This is a genomic window from Streptomyces sp. NPDC057617 (assembly GCF_042800555.1).
In the GTDB taxonomy this organism is placed as follows: domain Bacteria; phylum Actinomycetota; class Actinomycetes; order Streptomycetales; family Streptomycetaceae; genus Streptomyces.
In genome coordinates this window covers 259,937-279,807 of the sequence record NZ_JBHVGV010000009.1, presented here as the reverse complement: position 1 = coordinate 279,807, position 19,871 = coordinate 259,937, and the positions used below count along the sequence as shown (strand labels likewise).

The 19,871-nt window shown below is 70.4% G+C and carries 16 protein-coding genes; 5 read left to right on the top strand and 11 right to left on the bottom strand.

Going from position 1 to position 19,871, the window contains the following annotated elements; translation table 11 throughout:
- Positions 1-58: 58 nt before the first annotated feature.
- The 3 genes from ACFU9P_RS23405 to ACFU9P_RS23395 form a co-directional block, all read right to left on the bottom strand.
- Positions 59-1,840, bottom strand: a complete 1,782-nt coding sequence (locus tag ACFU9P_RS23405) for an ABC transporter ATP-binding protein (protein ID WP_384083966.1) — start codon at positions 1,838-1,840, stop codon at positions 59-61.
- Positions 1,837-3,702 (bottom strand): ABC transporter transmembrane domain-containing protein, encoded by a 1,866-nt coding sequence (locus tag ACFU9P_RS23400; RefSeq protein ID WP_384083963.1) that lies wholly within the window; start codon positions 3,700-3,702, stop codon positions 1,837-1,839. The genes ACFU9P_RS23405 and ACFU9P_RS23400 overlap by 4 nt, the downstream gene beginning before the upstream one ends.
- Positions 3,703-3,917: 215 nt before the next feature.
- Entirely contained in the window at positions 3,918-4,361 is a 444-nt protein-coding gene (locus ACFU9P_RS23395) for a MarR family winged helix-turn-helix transcriptional regulator (protein ID WP_046494697.1), read from the bottom strand.
- 199 nt (positions 4,362-4,560) lie between these two features.
- On the opposite strand from ACFU9P_RS23395, the gene ACFU9P_RS23390 reads away from it, so the two are divergent.
- Together ACFU9P_RS23390 and mltG are read left to right on the top strand one after the other, a co-directional pair.
- A complete protein-coding gene (locus tag ACFU9P_RS23390; RefSeq protein ID WP_384083960.1) occupies positions 4,561-6,411 on the top strand; it encodes an ABC transporter ATP-binding protein in 1,851 nt (616 codons plus the stop codon).
- 185 nt (positions 6,412-6,596) lie between these two features.
- Positions 6,597-7,472: an endolytic transglycosylase MltG gene (gene mltG / locus ACFU9P_RS23385; RefSeq protein WP_376380417.1), complete on the top strand. Its 876-nt coding sequence runs from the start codon at positions 6,597-6,599 to the stop codon at positions 7,470-7,472.
- A gap of 28 nt (positions 7,473-7,500) precedes the next feature.
- Here mltG and ACFU9P_RS23380 read toward each other — a convergent pair whose 3' ends face one another.
- The 6 genes from ACFU9P_RS23380 to ACFU9P_RS23355 all read right to left on the bottom strand — a co-directional run bounded on the left by ACFU9P_RS23380 (position 7,501) and on the right by ACFU9P_RS23355 (position 13,136).
- The gene (locus ACFU9P_RS23380; RefSeq protein ID WP_384083957.1) at positions 7,501-8,604 is read right to left on the bottom strand and encodes an NAD(P)-binding domain-containing protein; all 1,104 of its coding nucleotides are present in this window, start codon (positions 8,602-8,604) and stop codon (positions 7,501-7,503) included.
- A gap of 119 nt (positions 8,605-8,723) precedes the next feature.
- Positions 8,724-9,932, bottom strand: a complete 1,209-nt coding sequence (locus ACFU9P_RS23375; protein ID WP_384083954.1) for an LLM class flavin-dependent oxidoreductase — start codon at positions 9,930-9,932, stop codon at positions 8,724-8,726.
- The gene (locus ACFU9P_RS23370) at positions 9,929-10,969 is read right to left on the bottom strand and encodes an ABC transporter substrate-binding protein (protein WP_384083952.1); all 1,041 of its coding nucleotides are present in this window, start codon (positions 10,967-10,969) and stop codon (positions 9,929-9,931) included. Before ACFU9P_RS23370 ends, ACFU9P_RS23375 begins: the two co-directional genes overlap by 4 nt.
- Positions 10,970-11,148: 179 nt before the next feature.
- The gene (locus ACFU9P_RS23365) at positions 11,149-11,964 is read right to left on the bottom strand and encodes an ABC transporter ATP-binding protein (protein ID WP_376380428.1); all 816 of its coding nucleotides are present in this window, start codon (positions 11,962-11,964) and stop codon (positions 11,149-11,151) included.
- The gene (locus tag ACFU9P_RS23360) at positions 11,937-12,848 is read right to left on the bottom strand and encodes an ABC transporter permease (RefSeq protein ID WP_384083948.1); all 912 of its coding nucleotides are present in this window, start codon (positions 12,846-12,848) and stop codon (positions 11,937-11,939) included. Before ACFU9P_RS23360 ends, ACFU9P_RS23365 begins: the two co-directional genes overlap by 28 nt.
- A 204-nt stretch (positions 12,849-13,052) precedes the next feature.
- Entirely contained in the window at positions 13,053-13,136 is an 84-nt protein-coding gene (locus ACFU9P_RS23355; protein WP_329223698.1) for a putative leader peptide, read from the bottom strand.
- A gap of 92 nt (positions 13,137-13,228) precedes the next feature.
- On the opposite strand from ACFU9P_RS23355, the gene ACFU9P_RS23350 reads away from it, so the two are divergent.
- On the top strand, positions 13,229-13,651 hold the full coding sequence (locus ACFU9P_RS23350; RefSeq protein ID WP_376380434.1) for a YjbQ family protein: 423 nt from the start codon (positions 13,229-13,231) through the stop codon (positions 13,649-13,651).
- Here ACFU9P_RS23350 and ACFU9P_RS23345 read toward each other — a convergent pair.
- A complete protein-coding gene (locus tag ACFU9P_RS23345) occupies positions 13,629-14,012 on the bottom strand; it encodes a hypothetical protein (RefSeq protein ID WP_384083943.1) in 384 nt (127 codons plus the stop codon). The genes ACFU9P_RS23350 and ACFU9P_RS23345 overlap by 23 nt on opposite strands.
- 63 nt (positions 14,013-14,075) lie before the next feature.
- Positions 14,076-14,342 carry a DUF317 domain-containing protein gene (locus tag ACFU9P_RS23340; protein WP_384083941.1) on the bottom strand — a complete coding sequence of 89 codons (267 nt, stop codon included), beginning with the start codon at positions 14,340-14,342 and terminating at the stop codon, positions 14,076-14,078.
- Positions 14,343-15,235: 893 nt separating this feature from the next.
- On the opposite strand from ACFU9P_RS23340, the gene ACFU9P_RS23335 reads away from it, so the two are divergent.
- Together ACFU9P_RS23335 and ACFU9P_RS23330 are read left to right on the top strand one after the other, a co-directional pair.
- Entirely contained in the window at positions 15,236-18,622 is a 3,387-nt protein-coding gene (locus ACFU9P_RS23335) for a hypothetical protein (protein WP_384083938.1), read from the top strand.
- Positions 18,619-19,509 (top strand): serine peptidase, encoded by an 891-nt coding sequence (locus tag ACFU9P_RS23330; RefSeq protein WP_384083934.1) that lies wholly within the window; start codon positions 18,619-18,621, stop codon positions 19,507-19,509. Before ACFU9P_RS23335 ends, ACFU9P_RS23330 begins: the two co-directional genes overlap by 4 nt.
- Positions 19,510-19,871 lie beyond the last annotated feature (362 nt).

The following is a 19,871-nucleotide window of genomic DNA, read 5'->3' as shown; positions in this document are numbered from 1 at the left end:
GGTACGGAGGGGCCGGGGCTCACCCGTCGTACGGGGTAGGCCCCGGCCCCTGCCGCGATCACCCGTGCCAGGACCGCCACAGTGCCGCGTACGCGCCGTCCGCCGCCACCAGTTCGTCATGGCTGCCCAGCTCGCTGATCCGGCCCTCCTCGACCACCGCGATCACATCCGCGTCATGCGCGGTGTGCAGCCGGTGCGCGATCGCCACGACCGTACGCCCGTCCAGCACCCGGGCCAGTGAGCGCTCCAGATGCCGGGCGGCCCGGGGGTCGAGCAGCGAGGTCGCCTCGTCGAGGACCAGGGTGTGCGGATCCGCCAGGACCAGCCTGGCCAGCGCGATCTGCTGGGCCTGCGCCGGCGTCAGGGCCGTACCGCCGGAGCCGACCCCGGTGTCCAGACCTTCCTCCAGCGCCCGCGCCCAGGTGTCCGCGTCGACCGCCCCCAGGGCCGCCCACAGCTCGGCGTCCGTCGCGCCCGTACGGGCCAGCAGCAGATTGTCGCGGAGCGAGCCCACGAACACGTGGTGTTCCTGGTTGACCAGCGCGACATGCTCCCGGACCCGCTCGGCGGGCATCCGGGACAGCTCCGCGCCACCCAGGGCGATACGGCCCTGCCGCGGCCCGTATATGCCCGCGAGCAGCCGGCCCAGGGTCGACTTCCCGGCGCCCGACGGGCCGACCAGCGCGAGCCGGGTGCCGGGGCTGACATCCAGGGTGACCTTGTGCAGTACGTCGACGCCCTCGCGGTAGCCGAAGTGCACCCGGTCCGCGCTGACATCCCGGCCGTCCGGCACGACCGAGGCGTCGCCTGCGTCCGGCTCGATGTCCCGTACCCCGACGAGCCGGGCGATGGACACCTGGGCGACCTGGAGTTCGTCGTACCAGCGCAGGATGAGCCCCACCGGCTCCACCAGCATCTGGGCGAACAGCGCACCCGTCGTGAGCTGGCCGACCGTGATCCAGCCCTGGAGGACGAAGGAACCGCCCAGCACCAGCACGGCCAGGAAGATCGTCGTATGGGTGAGGTTGATGGTCGGGAACAGCACCGACCGCAGCCACAGCGTGTACCGCTCCCAGGCGGTCCACTCCTTGATCCGCCGCTCCGACAGCGCCACCCGGCGCCCGCCGAGGCGGTGCGCCTCCACCGTCCGGCCGGCGTCGACCGTCTCGGCGAGCATGGCGGCCACCGCCGCGTACCCGGCGGCCTCCGAGCGGTACGCCGAGGGCGCGCGCCGGAAGTACCAGCGGCATCCGAGGACCAGCAGCGGCAGCGCCACCAGCACCGCCAGCGCCAGCGGCGGCGCGGTGACCGTCAGCGCGCCGATCAGCAGCGCCGCCCACACCACGCCGATGGCGAGCTGCGGCACGGCCTCGCGCATGGCGTTGGCCAGCCGGTCGATGTCGGTGGTGATACGGGAGAGCAGATCGCCGGTGCCCGCCCGCTCCAGCACACCGGGGGGCAGCGCCACGGACCGTACGAGGAAGTCCTCACGCAGATCCGCGAGCATCTCCTCGCCCAGCATCGCCCCACGCAGCCGTACCAGCCGTACGAATACGGTCTGGACGATCAGCGCGAGTGCGAAGACGGCCGCCGTGCGCGCCAGGGGCAGTTCGCGCGCCCCCTCGGAGAGGTCCTCGACGATGCCGCCGAGCAGATAGGGGCCCACCATCGAGGCGATCACCGAGACCGCGTTGACGGCGATCAGCAGGATGAACGCCGTGCGGTGCCGGCTGAGCAGTTCCTTCACATAGGACCGTACGGTCGCGGGGGTCCCGACCGGCAGGGTCGTCGCCGACTCCGGGGCCGCCGGGTCGTACGCCGGTGGCGCCACGCCGATCATGCTGATTCCTCGATCTCTTCCCGGGCCCGCGAGGCGGCGGGCTCCATGATGTGGTCCCGTTTCGCGCGCTGTTCCTGTTCCTGTTCCTGTTCCTGTCTCTGTGCCTGTTCTTGTTCGGCCTCGGTCTCGCGGGTGACGACCGCCCGGTAGCCGGGCTCGTCCCGCAGCAGCTCGCGGTGGGCACCCACGGCCGCGACCTCGCCCTCATGGACGAACACCACCCGGTCCGCGTGGTCCAGCAGCAACGGCGAGGAGGCGAACACCACGGTCGTACGGCCGGCCCGCAGCTCCTTCACACTCCGGGCGATCCGCGCCTCGGTGTGCGAGTCGACCGCGGAGGTCGGCTCGTCGAGCACCAGCACCTCCGGGTCGGTGACCAGCGAGCGGGCCAGGGCCAGCCGCTGGCGCTGGCCGCCGGAGAGCGAACGGCCGCGCTCGGTGATCCGTGACCGCATCGGATCGCCGCTGCCGTCCACCGACGCCTGGACGAGCGCGTCGAGCACATCCCCGCACTGGGCGGCGGCGAGCGCCTTCTCCGGGTCGACCGCGCCGGAGGCCGGGATGTCCAGCAGCTCCGTGAGGGTGCCGGACAGCAGCACCGGGTCCTTGTCCTGGACGAGGACGCTGGCGCGCGCCGCGTCCAGCGGCAGATCGTCCAGCGCCACCCCGCCGAGCAGCACGGAAGGGCTCTTCTCCTCCTCGGCCGCGTGGCCGCCCAGCCGCTCGGCGAGCCGCCCCGCCGCGTCCGGGTCGCCGCAGACCACGGCGGTCAGCAGTCCGGCGGGGGCGAGCAGTCCGGTCGCGGGGTCGTACAGGTCCCCGGTCGGCCGGGCGTCGTCGAGGCCGCCGCGCTCGTCCTCGTACGCGGTCCGCTCCAGCGACAGCACCCGCGCCGCGCGCCGCGCGGAGGGCCGGGAGAACGAGTACGCCATCGCGATCTCCTCGAAGTGGCGCAGCGGGAAGAGCATCAGGGTCACCGCGCTGTAGACGGTCACCAGCCCGCCGACCTCGATACGCCCGTCCAGGGCGAGGCGCGCCCCGTACGTGATGACGGCCAGCAGCAGGGTCCCCGGGAGCAGCACCTGGACCGCCGAGATCAGCGACCACATCCGGGCGCTGCGGACGGCGGCCTTGCGGACCTCCTGCGAGGCGGCGCGATAGCGCCCGAGGAACAGCTCCTCGCCGCCGATGCCGCGCAGTACCCGCAGTCCGGCGACGGTGTCCGAGGCCAGCTCGGTGGCCTTCCCGGCCTTCTCGCGCTGGATGTCGGCGCGCTGGGTGGCGCGGGGGAGCAGCGGCAGGACGGCCAGGGCGAGCACCGGCACCGAGAGGGCGACCAGAATGCCCAGCGCCGGCAGATAGATCACCAGACCCACGCAGACCACCACGATCGCGAGGGCGGCGGCCAGGAAGCGCGAGACCGCCTCCACGAACCAGCCGATCTTCTCGACATCGCCGGTGGAGACGGCGACGACCTCACCGGCGGCGACCCGGCGCGTCAGCGCCGAGCCCAGCTCGGCGGTCTTACGGGCGAGGAGCTGCTGGACGCGGGCGGCGGCGGTGATCCAGTTGGTGACGGCGGTGCGGTGCAGCATGGTGTCGCCGATCGCGATGGCGGCACCGAACAGCGCGATCAGCCCGCCGGCGAGCGCGAGCCGGCCGCCCGAGCGGTCGACCACGGCCTGGACGGCCAGCCCGGCGCCCAGCGAGAGCCCCCCGATACCGGTGAAGTGCAGGAGGCCCCAGGCGAGGGCCTTGAGCTGCCCGCCCAACTGGTTGCGTCCGAGCCACAGCAGGAACCGGGGGCCCGACCGGACGTCGGGGATCCCCGGATCGGGATACGGAAGGTCGCGAATCTGCATGATGTCCCATGACTCGTGGAGTGGACCGGGCGGAGTGGCTCAAACCGTGCAAGGTTCGCGTCATCCGGCAGCTCACGGCAATGGGTTTTCCGCGCGGAGAGCCAGATCGAGCCAGCGGACGCGGCGTGAAACGCCCGGTCGTACGGGGTCACGAGGGTCTGGTGCGACGGTACGGCGGGGTCCGGCGCGGCCGTACGGGCGGGCCCGGTGGCGGCTCAGCAGGGGCGGTGGTGGCCTCCGTCGACCAGCGTCGACAGCAGTCCGCCGAGCACTTCGCGCTGGTCGGGGGTGAGCGGCGCGAGTATGTCCTCCGCCGCGGCCCGCCGCGCGCCGCGCAGCGCCCGCAGGGTGGCCCGGCCGGTGTCCGTCAGCTCGACCCGGACAACCCGGCGATTGGTCCGATCGGGTGCTCTCCGCACCCAGCCGCTCGCCTCAAGACCGTCCACCAGGCTGGTCACGGCACGGGGCACGACTTCGAGCCGCTCGGCCAGATCGGCCATCCGCGGCGGCTGTTCGTAATACGCGAGCGTGCGCAGCAGCCGGGCCTGCGCGGGGGTGATCCCGATCGGCTCCATCTGGCGCTTCTGGATGCGCTGGAGCCGACGGGTCAGCCGCAGCAACTGCTCGGCCAGCATGCCGTCCGCGTCGGGAGTGCTCATGGCGGGAACAATATCAGGAGCCCGTTCATTGTGTACATAGGTAACAGTGAGCTAGGCTCTGAAAAGCCGAGCGCGGCCGAGCTGGGAAGGCCAAGCCCGGAAAGAGCCGAGCCCGACCGAGCGCGGTGGGACTCGCCTGTCCCGCCGCTTCCACCGTCCACCGCTTCCACCGAAGCCGTTCCGCCCGTCGAAGGAGCCCATGAAACCCGAGGAATCCACCTGGTCACCCCCGCCCCGCACCGACCGTCCGGGGCAGCCGGAGCCACCCGCACAGCTCCGGCGCATCTTCGGTCTCTTCCGTCCGTACCGCGGCCGGCTCGCGATCGTGGGACTGCTCGTCGGCGCCTCGTCGCTGGTCTCGGTCGCCTCGCCGTTCCTGCTCCGCGAGATCCTCGACACCGCGATCCCGCAGGGCCGTACCGGACTGCTCAGCCTGCTCGCCCTCGGCATGATCGCCACCTCGGTGGTCAACGGCGTCTTCGGCGTGCTCCAGACGCTGATCTCGACGACGGTCGGCCAGCGGGTCATGCACGACCTGCGCACCGGTGTCTACGCCCAGCTCCAGCGGATGCCGCTCGCCTTCTTCACCAGGACCAGGACCGGCGAGGTCCAGTCCCGTATCGCCAACGACATCGGCGGTATGCAGGCGACCGTCACCTCGACCGCGACGTCCCTGGTCTCCAACCTCACGGCCGTCGTGGCCTCGGTGGTCGCGATGGTCGCCCTGGACTGGCGGCTCACCGTCGTCTCGCTGCTCCTGCTGCCGCTGTTCGTCTGGATCAGCCGTCTCGTCGGCAACGAGCGCAAGAAGATCACCACGGACCGCCAGCGCCAGATGGCCACCATGGCCGCCACCGTCACCGAATCCCTCTCGGTGAGCGGTATCCTCCTCGGCCGCACGATGGGGCGGGCGGACTCGCTGACCAGGTCCTTCGCCGACGAGTCCGAGCGGCTGGTCGACCTGGAGGTACGGGCCAATCTGGCGGGCCGCTGGCGGATGTCCACGATCGGCATCGTCATGGCCGCCATGCCCGCCGTCATCTACTGGGCCGCAGGCATAGCACTGGGCGCCGGGGGCACCACCGTCTCCATCGGCACGCTCGTCGCCTTCGTCTCGCTTCAGCAGGGACTCTTCCGGCCCGCCGTGAGCCTGCTCTCCACCGGAGTGCAGATGCAGACCTCACTCGCCCTGTTCCAGCGCATCTTCGAGTATCTCGACCTGCCCGTCGACATCACCGAGGCCGAGCACCCGGTCGGGATCGAGAAGGTCCGCGGTGAAGTGCGGTTCGACGGAGTCGACTTCAGCTACGACGACAAGGGCGGGCAGCCGACACTGAAGGGGATCGAGCTGACCGTTCCGGCCGGCGGCAGCCTCGCTGTCGTCGGACCTACCGGCTCCGGCAAATCGACCCTGAGCTATCTCGTGCCCCGGCTGTACGACGTGACCGGCGGCCGGGTCCTGCTCGACGGGGTCGATGTGCGCGACCTGGACTTCGACACCCTGTCCCGGGCCGTCGGAGTGGTCTCCCAGGAGACCTATCTCTTCCATGCCTCCGTTGCCGAGAATCTCCGCTTCGCCAGACCCGAAGCCACCGACGAGGAGATAGAGAAGGCCGCCAGGGCGGCCCAGATCCACGACCACATCGCCTCGCTCCCCGACGGTTACGACACCCTGGTGGGCGAGCGGGGATACCGGTTCTCCGGAGGTGAGAAGCAGCGGCTCGCCATCGCCCGCACGATCCTGCGCGACCCGCCCGTGCTGATCCTCGACGAGGCGACCAGCGCGCTGGACACCCGTACCGAACACGCCGTACAGGAAGCCATCGACGCGCTCTCGCGGGGGCGCACCACGATCACCATCGCGCACCGGCTCTCCACCGTCAGGGACGCGGACCAGATCGTGGTCCTGGACGCGGGCCGGGTCGTGGAGCAGGGCACCCATGGCGAACTGCTCCAGCGGGACGGGCGCTATGCGGCCCTGGTCCGCAGGGACAGCCTGCCGGGCCACACCGATGAGGCCGACGAGGAACTGGCCCCGGTCGCCCCCTGAGTACGGCAGTGCCGCCGCTCCCCTGAACCAGGAACCGGCGGCACCGCATCCGGGGGCAGCCGCGTGTCCATGGCACGGTCGCCATGCGTACACGGACTGGCGGAATATCCGTCCGTATGTATACGAACCGTGTCGCCGCACCGCAGGTGCCGGGATCGGTGATCACTCCGGGTTACCGTGCCCATATGATGAACGAGCTTCCGGATGCGAGACCCGGTGGCAGGCCCCGTCTGACCCGCCGTGGCCGACTGGTCCTGCTGGTGGCCGCCACCCTTGCCGTCGGAGCGGCGGTGCTGCTGCCCGTACTTCTCATGACCGAGGAGAGCGGTGGCGAGAAGTCCTCGACGCTGGTCATCACGGAGGGGCGACGCGCCACCGATGTGTACGCCGCCGTCGACAAGGCCCTGGAACTGCCGACGGGCACCACCAGGAACGCGGCGGCCACGGCCCGGCTCAAGCTGCCGGAGGAGGCCAAGGGCAACCCCGAGGGCTATCTCTTCCCGGCCACCTATCCGATCGATTCCTCGACCACCGCGGCCGGTCTGCTGAGCTATATGGTCAACACCGCCAACAAGAAGTTCACCGGCGATCACATCACCGCCGGAGCCCAGCGCAATGGAATGACGACCTATGAGTCGGTCACCATCGCCAGCATCGTCGAGGCCGAAGCCGAGTCCGCGGCCGATATGCCCAAGGTCTCCAGGGTCGTGCACAACCGGCTCGCCCTGGGCATGCCGCTCCAGATGGACTCGACCCTCAACTACGCGCTCAACCGCAACACACTCGACACCACCCATGCCGACACGAGGATCGACAGCCCCTACAACACCTATCAGCACAAGGGTCTGACGCCGACACCGATCGGGAACCCGGGGGAGCAGGCGATGGACGCGGCGCTCAACCCGTCGCGCGGGGAGTGGCTGTACTTCGTCACCGTGGCGAAGGGGGACACCCGCTTCACCAACAACTACTCCGAACACCTGCAGAACGTCGAGGAGTTCAACGAGAACCGCGCCAAGGCAAAGGGCAGCGCGTCCGCCGACACGAATACCGAAGGCTGACAGTGGGCGACGGCTTCGCAAGCGCCGCTCAGGCCGCCGCCGCGGGCTCGCGTTCCAGCAGCCGCTTGATCTCCCGTACCGCGGCCCGCCCGGCACGGTTGGCGCCGATGGTGGAGGCGGACGGCCCGTACCCGACCAGATGGACGCGCTCGTCCCGTACCGCGCGCGTCCCCTCGACGCGGATGCCGCCGCCGCGCTCGCGCAGGCCCATCGGCGCGAGATGGTCGATGGCCGCGCGGAACCCGGTCGCCCAGAGGATCACATCGGCCCGCACCGTTCGCCCGTCGTCCCAGGCCACCCCGGACGGGGTGATCCGGTCGAACATCGGCAGCCGGTCCAGTACGCCTTCCTCCCGCGCCCGGACGATCGCCTCGTTCAGCGGAAGACCGGTCACCGAGACCACGCTCCCCGGCGGCAGGCCCTGGCGTACCCGTTCGTCGACGAGCGCGACGGCCGCCCGCCCCTGTTCCTCGCCGAACGGTCCCTCGCGGAAGACGGGCGGCCGGCGCGTCACCCAGGTGGTGTCCGCCGCGACCTTCGCGATCTCGATCAGATGCTGGGTCCCCGAGGCGCCGCCGCCCACCACGACCACCCGCAGTCCGGCGAACTCCTCCGGTCCCGGATAGTCCGCCGTGTGCAACTGGCGGCCACGGAAGGTCTCCTGGCCCGGATAGCGCGGCCAGAAGGGGCGGTCCCAGGTGCCGGTGGCGTTGATCAGCGCCCGCGCCGACCAGTTCCCCTCGGAGGTCTCCACCAGCAGCCGACCGCCGGTTCCCTCCCGTACCGCCTTCACATCGACCGGCCGGTGGACCCGCAGGCCGAAGCGCCGCTCGTACGCCGTGAAGTAGCCGCCGATCACTTCCGACGAGGGCCGGTCGTCATCGGCCGGCCCGGTGATCAGCTCCATACCGGGGAGCGCGTGCATGCCATGGACCTTGCCGTACGTCAGCGAGGGCCAGCGGAACTGCCAGGCGCCGCCGGGGTGCGGGGCGTGGTCCAGTACGACGAAGTCCTTGTCCGGTACGAGCCCGGACCGCCGCAGATGGTAAGCGCCGGACAGACCTGCCTGTCCGGCGCCCACGACGACCACATCGATGTCCCGTGCCCCGTCCCGTACCCCGAAGTCGTTCACGTTTCTACGAACAGCCCCGGAACCGGGAATCTTCCCGCTTCCCGCGCATGCGAAGGCGGCGTGCCCGAAGGCGATGCCCCCGAAGACGGTGCACCCGAAACGCAGGTATCTCGCTCAGCTCAGCGGCCCCCGGCGAACAGCAGCGGAGCGCCACCGGGCGCGGACGCCGGCCGCCCGTTGGCCGCGGGCACGCCCAGCAGCGGAGCGGGCGGCACCTGCGCCAGCAGCCCGCGCGCCGCCAGCTCGGGGGTCACGCCCTCGCCGAACCAGTACGCCTCCTCAAGGTGCGGATAGCCGGAGAGCACGAAGTGCTCGATGCCCAGCTCGTGGTACTCCTCGATCCGGTCGGCCACATCGGCGTGGCTGCCCACCAGCGCGGTGCCCGCGCCGCCGCGTACCAGACCCACCCCCGCCCAGAGGTTGGGCGAGATCTCCAGCCCCTCGCGCGAGCCGCCGTGCAGGGCGAGCATCCGCTGCTGCCCCACCGACTCGCTCCTGCCGAGCGCCTGCTGGGCCGCGGCGACCGTCTCGGGGTCGAGATCCTCCAGCAGCCGGTCCGCCGTGGCCCAGGCCTCCTTCGCGGAGTCCCGCGAGATGGTGTGCAGCCGGATGCCGAAGCGGACCGTACGGCCGCGCTCCTCCGCCAGACCGCGGATCCAGTCAATCTTCTCCTTCACCTGGGCCGGCGGCTCGCCCCAGGTCAGATAGACATCCACATGCTCGGCGGCGACCGGGCCCGCCGCCGCGGACGAGCCGCCGAAGAAGATCTCCGGCAGCGGGTCCGGCGGCAGCGCGGTGAGCCCGCCCTCCACCTGGAAGTGCTCCCCGTCGAAGTCATAGGGACGCCCGCCCCAGACCCCCCGGATCACCGACAGGAACTCCGCCGTCCGCGCATAGCGCCGGTCGTGGTCGAGATGGTCGCCGAAGCGCCGCTGCTCGGTCGAGTCGCCGCCGGTCACCACATTGAGCAGCAGCCGGCCCCGGGTGACACGCTGGTACGTGGCCGCCATCTGCGCGGCCAGCACCGGCGAGATCAGCCCCGGGCGGAAGGCCACCAGGAACTTCAGCCGCTCGGTCTGCTGCGCGAGCGCCACCGTCGTCAGCCAGGCGTCCTCGCACCAGGTGCCCGTCGGTGTCAGTACCGCTTCGAACCCGAGCTGCTCGGCCGCCTTGGCGATCTGTGCCAGATACTCGATGTCGGGCGCCCTGACCCCGCTCACCGGAGTGATCCTGGAGCGTTTGATCCCGCCGTCGGTGTACGCGTGGCGGTCCACGAGCGTCCGTCCGTCGCCCCCGGTCGGCAGGAACCAGTGCAGATGAATGCTCATCGGGAAGAGGCCTTTCCGAAGCTGCGTGCCGGGGAGGTCGACGGCGGCAGGTCCTTGTTGAAGCGGTCGTCCACGTAGTCGGCGATGTCGAACCGGCGCGGGATGAGTTCCAGATCGGCGAAGGTGTCGGCGATGGCCTGCTCGGAGTCGACGGCGGCCTGGTCGAGGGCGACCGGCACCCGGGTGCCGTGCGTCAGCTTCGCCGCGGCCAGGGCCACTTCGTACGGCAGTCCTGTGTCCTTCGCCCAGACCTTCGCCCACTCCTCGGGATGGTCGAAGACCCAGTCCTGGGCCCGGCGCAGCCGTTCGACATAGTCGCCGATGGCCTCGGCCTTCGCCTTGTCCGCGAGGGCGGAAGGCGCGGCGACCTGGAAGTTCAGACCGTTGACGACGCCCTCGCCGTCGGCCAGGACCCGCCCCTGTCCGGCCTGTAGCACCTGTGAGGTGTACGGGTCCCAGACCGCCCACGCGTCCACCTTGCCGCTGGTGAACGCGGCGAGTGCGTCTGCCGGCTGCAACAGCGTGACCTTGATGTCGTCCAGTGTGAGACCGGCCTCCTTGAGCGAGGCGATGAGCTGGTAGTGCGCCGAACTGCCCTGGGCGACGGCGACCGACTTCCCTCGGAGATCGGTGGTCCTGGTGAGCGGCGAGTCTTTGCGTACGAGAATGGCCTCGCCCCGGGAGGAGCCGTGGGTCGCGGCCACGATCGTGATCTTCGATCCGGCTCCGGCGGCGAAGACCGGTGGAGTGTTGCCGACGGAACCGACGTCCACGGCCTTGGCGTTGACGGCTTCGAGCATGGGTGGACCGGAGGTGAAGGTCGACCACTTGATCTTGTAGGGGAGATCGTCGAGTTCACCGGCGGCGCGCAGGACGGCCTCGGCACCGCCCTTCTGGTCACCGACGTTGAGAGTCACGGAACCTTTGCCGTCGGTGTTGCCGCCGGCGCCGCCCGAGTCGTCGGCGGAGGAGGCACCGGAGCAGGCGGTGAGCAGCAGGGTGAGGGGGAGGAGTACGGCGGGCAGGAAGCGTTTCATGGGGAAGAGGGCTTTCTGGGGAGGGGGCCGGGCTGGGGGCCGGTTCCGTACGGGCTGACCGGGGGCTCTCTACGGGGCGGTCGGGCGGCGGGGAAGCCCGCCGGGAGGGATGGCGGATGTGTGCGAGAGGGCTCAGGCGGCGGCGTACGACAGGTCTCAGGGACGGTGCACGAGAGGGCTCAGGCGGCGGCGTCCGCGGCCGGTTCGTCGACACCGAGTTCGGTGAGCAGCCGGGAGCGCAGCGCGGCGAAACCCGGATCGCCCACGGAGCGCGGACGGTCCAGCGCGACCTCCGTCTCGTACGCGATGACGCCGTCGCGCATCACCAGCGCCCGGTCCGCGAGCAGCAGCGCCTCCTCCACGTCATGCGTGACCAGCAGGACCGCGCAGCCGCGCCGCTGCCACAACTCGGCCACCAGACGCTGCGCGTTGAGCCGGGTCAGCGCGTCCAGCGCGCCGAACGGCTCGTCGAGCAGCAGCAGATCGGGTTCCCGTACGAGCGCCCGCGCGAGTGAGGCACGCTGGGCCTCGCCGCCCGAGAGCGTCTTGGGCCAGGCACCGGAGCGGTGGCTCAGCCCGACCTCCTCCAACGCGCTCTCGGCGACGGCCCGTTGGGGCTTGCCGTCCAGACCGAGCAGCACATTGCGCCAGACCCGTTTCCACGGCATCAGCCGGGGCGCCTGGAACGCGACCGCGCGCCGTTTCGGTACGAGCACCGTGCCCTCGATATCGCGGTCGAGGCCCGCGAGCACCCGCAGCAGGGTCGACTTGCCGCAGCCGCTGCGGCCGAGCAGGACCGTGAACTCCCCGGGCCGCAGCGTCAGATCGAGCTTGTCGATCACCGGACGTCCGTCGAAGGCCCTGGTCAGCCCTTCGACCCGTACCGCGGCTGCGTGTCCGCCGACTTTGCTGTCCTTGCCGTTTTTGCTGTCTTTGCTGCCGTCGCCGGAGGCGGCGGGGCGCGGGCTCACTGGCCCGTGAAGGTCGGTCGCCATTGCAGCAGCAGCCTTTCGAGAGTGCGGACGACGGCATCGGCGAGCAGCCCGAGAAAGGCGTAGACGACCAGGCAGACGACGATCACATCGGTACGGAAGAACTCCCGGGCCTGGTTCATCAGAAAGCCGATACCGGCGTCGGCGTTGATGGACTCGCCGAAGACCAGCGCGAGCCAGGCGGTGGCGAGCGAGTACCGCAGACCGGTCATCGCGCCGGGCAGCGCGCCCGGCAGCACGACATGCCGGATCAGCCCCCACCGGCCGAGTCCCAACGACTGCCCGGCCTCGATGAGTTGCTCGTCCACCCCGCGGATGCCCGCGTACACATTGAGATAGAGGTGAAAGGCGACACCGAGAGCGATGAGCGCGATCTTGGGCGCCTCGCCGATGCCCAGCCAGATGATGAAGAGCGGGATCAGCCCGACCCAGGGCACGGTGCGCAGCATCTGTACGGTCGCGTCGACCAGGTCCTCGCCGAGCCGGGAGAGCCCCGAGACCAGGGCGAGCGAGATACCGATGACCCCGCCGAGCAGCAGCCCGACCGCGACACGCTGGAGCGAGACACCCATGGCGGCGGGCAGGGTGCCGTCCGCGATCAGATCGCCGGCGGCGCGTGCGATGGTGCCGGGCGAGGCGAGGATGTCCTCGTGCAGCACCCCGGTCGCGCTGAGCACCTGCCAGGCGAGGAGAAGCAGCAACGGTCCCACGGTGCGGCGCAGCCACCGGGGTACGGAACGCCGCCGCGAGCCGGGTACGGAGGCGGGGGTGATCGGCTCCAGATCGGGCGTCGGACTCCTGGCCGTCGAGTCCTTGGATGTCGGGTCCTTGGACAGCGGATTCCTGGGCAAGGGGGAAATGTCCGGCGGGGCGTGGCCGAGGGTCATAACAGCTCCACGGGGGCGAAAGAGCGCGGAAACGAAGAAGGGCGCGCCTCGACGGCCGTGTGCGGCGGTGCTGTGACGTCACACGGTCAGGGGCTTACGGCACTCATCCGAGAAGGAAGCCGGGGCGCCACCGGCGGAAAGAACGGCGCGGACGCGCGGACGCGAGGACACGCGAACACGTGGACGCGCGGGCGCCGGAAAGGATCAGCGGCCGCGACAACACGCGGCGGACGCCACCCGCAGCAGGTCGATATGACCGCGCGTGGTGAGCAGAGCTGAACGCAACATGGCGCTGAACGTAGCGAGCGTTTCCGGATCCGGTCAATGGTGTCTCGGCACGCGGACGGGCGATCCCGAGGGCCGGGCGGGAGGATGTCCGTATGTCCGACGCGTTCACCACCAGAATCCTGAACATCACCACCGGCACGCATGAGGCCGTGACCGATCTGACCCACGCCTGCGAGGAATTCCTCCAGCAGACGGCCGCGGGCCGCGACGGCCTGCTCAACATCTTCGTCCCGCACGCCACCGCCGGCCTGGCCCTCATCGAAACCGGCGCGGGCAGCGACCACGACCTGCTCACCGCCCTCCAGTCCCTCCTCCCGCCCACCACCCCCTGGCAACACCGCCACGGCACCCCGGGCCACGGCAGAGACCACGTACTCCCGGCCCTGCTACCCCCACACGCCACACTCCCGGTCATCGGAGGCGGGCTGTCCCTGGGCACATGGCAGTCGGTATGCCTGGTGGACACGAACAGGGACAACCCGGACCGCCAGGTCAGACTGAGCTTTCTGGGCTGAGCAAGATCGGCCTGGGGTAGGACCGCATCGGGAGCGTTTCGTTCTCCGTCTCCAGCACCACCAGGCCGTCCTTGACCAGGTGGGTGAGAGATCTGCCGACTGCCCGGTCGCGCAGTTCCAGGGCGCGGGCTATCTGGCGCGTACGGGCACCAGGGGTCTTGGCGAGGTGGGCGACGATCCGTGCGTCGCGGCGCAGGGAGTCCTCCCGTACGTCGTCGAGGGTGAGGAGTCTGCCGCTGGCGGCGACCGCGAGGCCGAGCACGAAGGTGAGGGTGTTCGGCGCGGTGTTGACCGCGCTGATGAGGCCGAGGCCCGCGATGGCGGAACCGGGAAGCCTGTTGGGGTCGAACGCGAGCTTCACGGGATCCTTCCGGAAGGCGGTGAGGAACATCGGTCCGGCAGGGAGCCGGGCCGCTGGGGGATGTCAGCGAAGAGGCATGGCGACAAGGGCGGCGAGGAATCCAGCGACGGCCTCGGAAGGGGTGTCGGGGCCGAACTCCTGGACCCAGGGCTCTCCTTCGGCGGGGGTGACCCTGATCTGCCAGATGATGTCGCGCTTCCACGCGGCCGGGTCCTCGGGGAGCCAGCCGACGTAGACGCGCCGGTCCGGGCTGGTGCAGTGCACATCGGCCTCCGGGGTGTCGACAACGGCCCAGCCGAGCCCGCCGAGCATCAAGGACGGGGCCCGCACAGTGGTCGCCGGAGAGCCACGCGCGGTCCTCCACGGCAGGGCGGACGACGTCAGGCAGGAGGGTGCTGTAGGTGTTCACGGTGGGACGGTCCCTTCGTTGACCTGCGGGTTTTCCCGACGTCCGTACGTTGACATGCGATGCGCCGAAGTACGTAGTCGTTTCCTGGGGAAGGGTGTCTGCCGTGGGCGAACTGGCCGTCGAAGGGGTTGTTTGACAGGGACGGGGAACGGATCGGCGCCGCCGGTTGTCTTACGCGTGGCCGAGCTGAGCGGGCATCGGGACGGTGCAGGGCTGGAGCGCAAGGTCTGCGCGGTTGAGCAGCCGTGGATGCCGGGCGGCTGAGTGGTCGTGTTCCGAAGGGGGGCGTGATTTGGTGCTTTCTTCGTGGCTGGCGCGGCAACTCGGTTCAGCTTGTTGGCAAGGGGGCGCCGACCTGGGTTCGGCAAGGGGTGGCGCAGCTCCAGGGCGATCTGCCGGTCGGCGAGTGCATGCCGGTCCGGCGGGCCGTCGTCGGGCTGGGCGGCCCGACCATGGCGCGGCGGAGTTCCAGGCTCGCCTTAATTGTTGTTGCCTGGGCCGCCGGTGGGGTGGGGTATCAGATGATGGTCCGCATTTCAATGTCGGAGACGTGCCGACCGGGATGGTTCGGTACGCCTATCTTCAGTGCTTGGGCGTCGGGATGGGCCGGTGAAGGGGCGGGGCGATGCGGGGTTCAGCGGGGGATGTGCCGTCCTCGGGGAAAGTGAGCGGGGTGCGGTATGCGGTGTTGTCTTTGGGTATCGCGTTGGCGCCTACCGAGGATGGCGATTCGCCAAGGCTGGGCCTGGACCTTTTGGAGAGGGCTCCCGATCACGCCCGGAAGGTCGCGGAGACTCTGCGGCAGTTTCGGTACGTGCAGCAGCCGGTCGTGGTGCCGGACGGATCGGCTGACTACGGCGATGTGGTCGAGCGGGCGCTGGTCGCAGAGGACGTGGATGTGCTGGTGGTGCACATCGTCGGGCATGGTGAGGTGGCCGAGGGCAGCAGTGAGAAGTTGTATGTCCTGGACAGTAATGGGGAACGCCTGAGCCGGCCGGTGGGTTCGTGGATCGACCGGATCGAGGACCATCCGGAGCGGCATCGGCCGGTGACGCTGTTCGTTCTCGACGTCTGTTATGCCGGGGAGGTCGCTGTGACGTCCTGGCACGCGCGGATGGACGTCGCTGAGCGCAGGGCGTGGGTGCTGGCGGCCACCGGTCCCAAGGACCAGGCGTTCGGCTACCGGCTGAGCCGGGCCCTGGTGAGCGTCCTCGGGAAGTACCGGGACCGGGAAGTTCGCTTTGATCCCTCCGTGCGGTACATCCCGCCGAGCACCGTGTGGCAGGAGATCGAACGTACGGTCAATGATCTGACCGCGCAGGACGGAGGTCTGCCGCAGACGGTCCTCACCAGTCTTGTTCCCGGCCACGCGGACCTTTCCCATCTCCCGTTCTTCCCCAACCCCTGCTTTGATCCGGGCCACAGCGCGGGCGGCGGCGCGGTTGCTGGGCTGCCCGGCGAGATCGCCCGGCTGGCGGACTGGGCCGGGGACCCGCAGCACTTCATGCGGCGCGCCGGCGGTGCCGAGCCGGTGGACCGTGACTGGGACGAGGGCTACTTCTCCGGCCGCACCGAGGAACTGCGTGACCTGTCCAGTTGGCTCGACGACGAAGCAGCCGGACCGGGCTTGCGTGTCGTCACTGGTAAGCCCGGTGCTGGGAAGTCAGCCCTGCTGGGCATCCTCGTCTGCGCCGCACACCCGGCACTGCGCCAGCACACCAAGCATTTGTGGCGCGGGCTGGGCGATCGGGCTCCGGGGGAGAACGACCGGACCGTGGTGGTCCACGCGCGCCGTCTGGGAGTCGAGCAGATTGTTGCCTCGCTCGCCCGCCAGCTACGACACATTGATGATCCCCACAGCCGGTTGTCCGGGACTGACGAGGTGCGTGAAGCGTCCGTCACGAACCCGGTGGATCATCTGCTGGGTCTGCTGCCCGGTGACGGACGCCCGGTCACCGTGATCGTCGACGCACTTGACGAGGCGGTGCGGCCCCAGGACATCACCGCCGCGCTTATGCTCCCGCTCGCGCAGCGTGCGCAGGCGCCGGGAAGTGGGCTGCGGCTGCTCGTCGGCACACGTGATGACGAGCGGTTCCACGGCCTCCTGGCTCTCGCCCGTGACGGTGACGCGTGCACGGATCTCAGCGACGTCCCGCCGGAATCGGTCTGCCGGGACGTCACCGAGTACGTCAGCCGGCTCCTCGCGGCTGACGGCCCCTACACCCTCGGTGTCAGGCGAGCGGCCCGCTATGCGCTGGCGCGGACCATCGCCGGGAGGCTCACTGGACCAGGCCGCAGGGAGCGCTCGGCCGGAGACACCGAGGCCCTCCAGTGGGGCGAGTTTTTGACCGCAGGTCTCTACGTGCACTACCTCCTGGCTGCCGAAGAGCCCCGTAACACCCCAGAAGAGGCCGCTGAACTGGGCCGGGCGGTCCCTCGCAGCTTGCCCGCACTCATGGAACTGGACCTTCGACGCCACACCGGCCAGCCGCTCCTGCACGCCGTGCTGACTGCTCTGGCCTTCGCTCAGGGCCGGGGGATGCCTGAACGCGTCCTGGCCCACACTGCCGCGGCCTTCACCACCGTCCTCATGGACGACGGCCCCCTTCCCCTCCAGGAGATCTACACGCTCTTGGACCAGGAGGCGCGCTTCTACCTGCGCCGCGACGTGGACGAGGACGGCACCACCCTCTATCGGCTCTTCCATGAAGGTCTCGCCGAATGGCTCCGGCACAACCCGCCAAACAGCCGGCCACCACGACAGGACCCCGTCATTGGCGGGGAGGAACTCCGTCCTGCGGAAAGGCGGATCGTGAACGGTGGTGTGCCCGGTGATGGTGCCGATCAGAAGCTATGGCATCTCCGTACCGCGGAACGACTGTACGAGCAGCTCCTGAACGGTGTGCCCCGTGACGGGGCGGGCCGGAGGCTCTGGCATCTGGCCGCCCCCTACCTTTGGCGGCACACCGCCCAGCACGCTGTGGATGCCGGGCGCCTGGACGACCTCCTCCAGGACAGTGGCTTCCTCGTGCACGCGGACCCGCGCGCCCTGGCGGACGCCCTGCCCCACGCCGGATCGGAGCAGGCCAGGCTCAACGCCGCTGTGTACCGGGCGTCCTGGGGCATACACCATGCTCTGCCGCCCGCCGCGCGCCGCCAGCTCCTGGCTCTGGACGCGGCACGCTACCGCAACCAGCACCTGCAGGCCGATCTGCCCGGCGACGCCGACTGGCACGTGCGATGGGCGACCGGAAGCCAGGTCTCGACAGCACTGGTCCGTACCCTCATCGGCCACACCGGCGAAGTCTTTTCGGTGGCGGTGGCGGGGCTGGAGGGCCGTCCGCACGCTGTCACCGCCGACAGCGGTGGGTCGGTGCGGGTGTGGGACCTGACCACCGGAGACCAGACCGGCCAGCTCACCGGCCACACCAGCCGGGTCCGTTCGGTGGCGGTGGTGGAGCTGGAGGGCCGCCCGCACGCTGTCACCGCCGACAGCGGTGGGTCGGTGCGGGTGTGGGACCTGACCACCGGAGACCAGACCGGCGAGCTCACCGGCCACACCAGCCGGGTCCATTCGGTGGCGGTGGTGGAGCTGGAGGGCCGCCCGCACGCCCTCACCACCGCCGCCGACGGCGGGTCGGTGCGGGTGTGGGACCTGACCACCGGGCACCAGACCGGCGAGCTCACCGGCCACACCAGCCGGGTCCATTCGGTGGCGGTGGCGGAGCTGGAGGGCCGCCCCCACGCCCTCACCACCGCCGCTGCCGACGGGTCGGTGCGGGTGTGGGACCTGACCACCGGAGACCAGACCGGCCAGCTCACCGGCCACACCGGCACGGTCCATTCGGTGGGGGTGGTGGAGCTGGAGGGCCGTCCGCACGCCGTCACCGCAGGCGACGACCGGTCGGTGCGGGTGTGGGACCTGACCACCGGGCACCAGACCGGCCAGCTCACCGGCCACACCAGCCGGGTTCGTTCGGTGGGGGTGGTGGAGCTGGAGGGCCGTCCGCACGCCGTCACCGCAGGCGACGACCGGTCGGTGCGGGTATGGGACCTGACCACCGCATCCTGTCTCACCACGTATCACCTCCCTGACGTAGCGAGGGCCGTAACCGTCACCGCCGACGGCACCGTCGTTCTCGGTGTCGGCCATGACGTGGTCGCCCTCAGCCTCGCACCCCTCGCCCGGAGGCTTCTATGACCAGCCCCGTCGCTGTCCCCCTTCGAATCGTCGCCGTACACGGCGTGGGCAACAGCTTCGGCCCCGAGGTGTCCGGCACGCGCCTCGAAGAGTTGCGCACGCTCAAGGCCCGCGCCTGGACACGGCAACTGACCGACCCTCTCCACGTCGCCCCGAATCGGCTCGATCTCGACTTCGCCTACTATGCGGACAAGCTGGTCACCGGTCCGGTAGCCCAGGGGACAGGAAACCCCGACCTCCTGGACGACCCACTGGCACAGGAGATGCTCGCAGCATGGGCGCGGACATTGGGGGTTCCCGAGGAGGTGTCGCAGGGCCACGCGACGGTGCCCTTGCGGGGACTGTCGTCCTGGGTGGCCCGGAGGTTCGACCTCGCCGAAGGACCGCTGCGCGTCTTCATCCGGCTGCTGTTCCGTGAGGTAGCCGCCTACCTGCGAGCCGAGGATGCCCCAGAACGCGTGGCGGCGCGCGACGAAGTGGCCCTGCGGATCGCCCGGCACAGGCCGCGCGTCGTCATCGCGCACTCGCTGGGCTCCGTCGTTGCCTACGAAGCCCTGCACGCCCACCCGGAACTGAAACCCGAGCTGTTCATCACCCTGGGCTCTCCCCTGGCACTGCCCCGTGCCGTTTTCGAGCGCCTCATCCCCGCGCCACAGGGCGCCGGCTGGGCACGGCGGGGAACGCGACCGCCCGGTGGAACGCGATGGGTCAACATCGCCGACCCCGGTGACCCCGTGGCCATCCCGCCCCAACTAGGCAGATATTTCGACGGGATCGCCCTGGACCACACCACCGTCATCAGCCCCCTGTTCGGCTTCCACCACGCCGAGAACTACCTGCGGTCCGCGACCACCGCCGCCACCATCGCCCCCTACCTCGAACTATGAGATCTGCGGCGCTTTCCCCACCGCGACCAGTCTGACCGACAAAGAGAGCGGCAGCAGCGCGGAGGCGGGAGAGGGTCCTGTGGGGAGATGGCTGGCGGATGGGCGCTGCGTCGAGCTGGCGGTGGAGGAGCCGGTCTGCGAGGTGGGCTCCTGCTTTCGGGAGACCCACCGCGACGAAGACGGGGACCGACGGGGTTACTGACGTGGCCCGGTCGCGGCCACGGTTGGGCGGCAGCGGCCGAAGGGGCTGGCTGGTCGGGTGGCTGGCCCGGGGCGCCCGGTGCGTGTGCCGAACGGGCGGAAGCGGCCTGCGCCAGGCGGGCCCCCGGCGTTCGCTGCGCGGTCGTGGTGGCTTCGCGGTC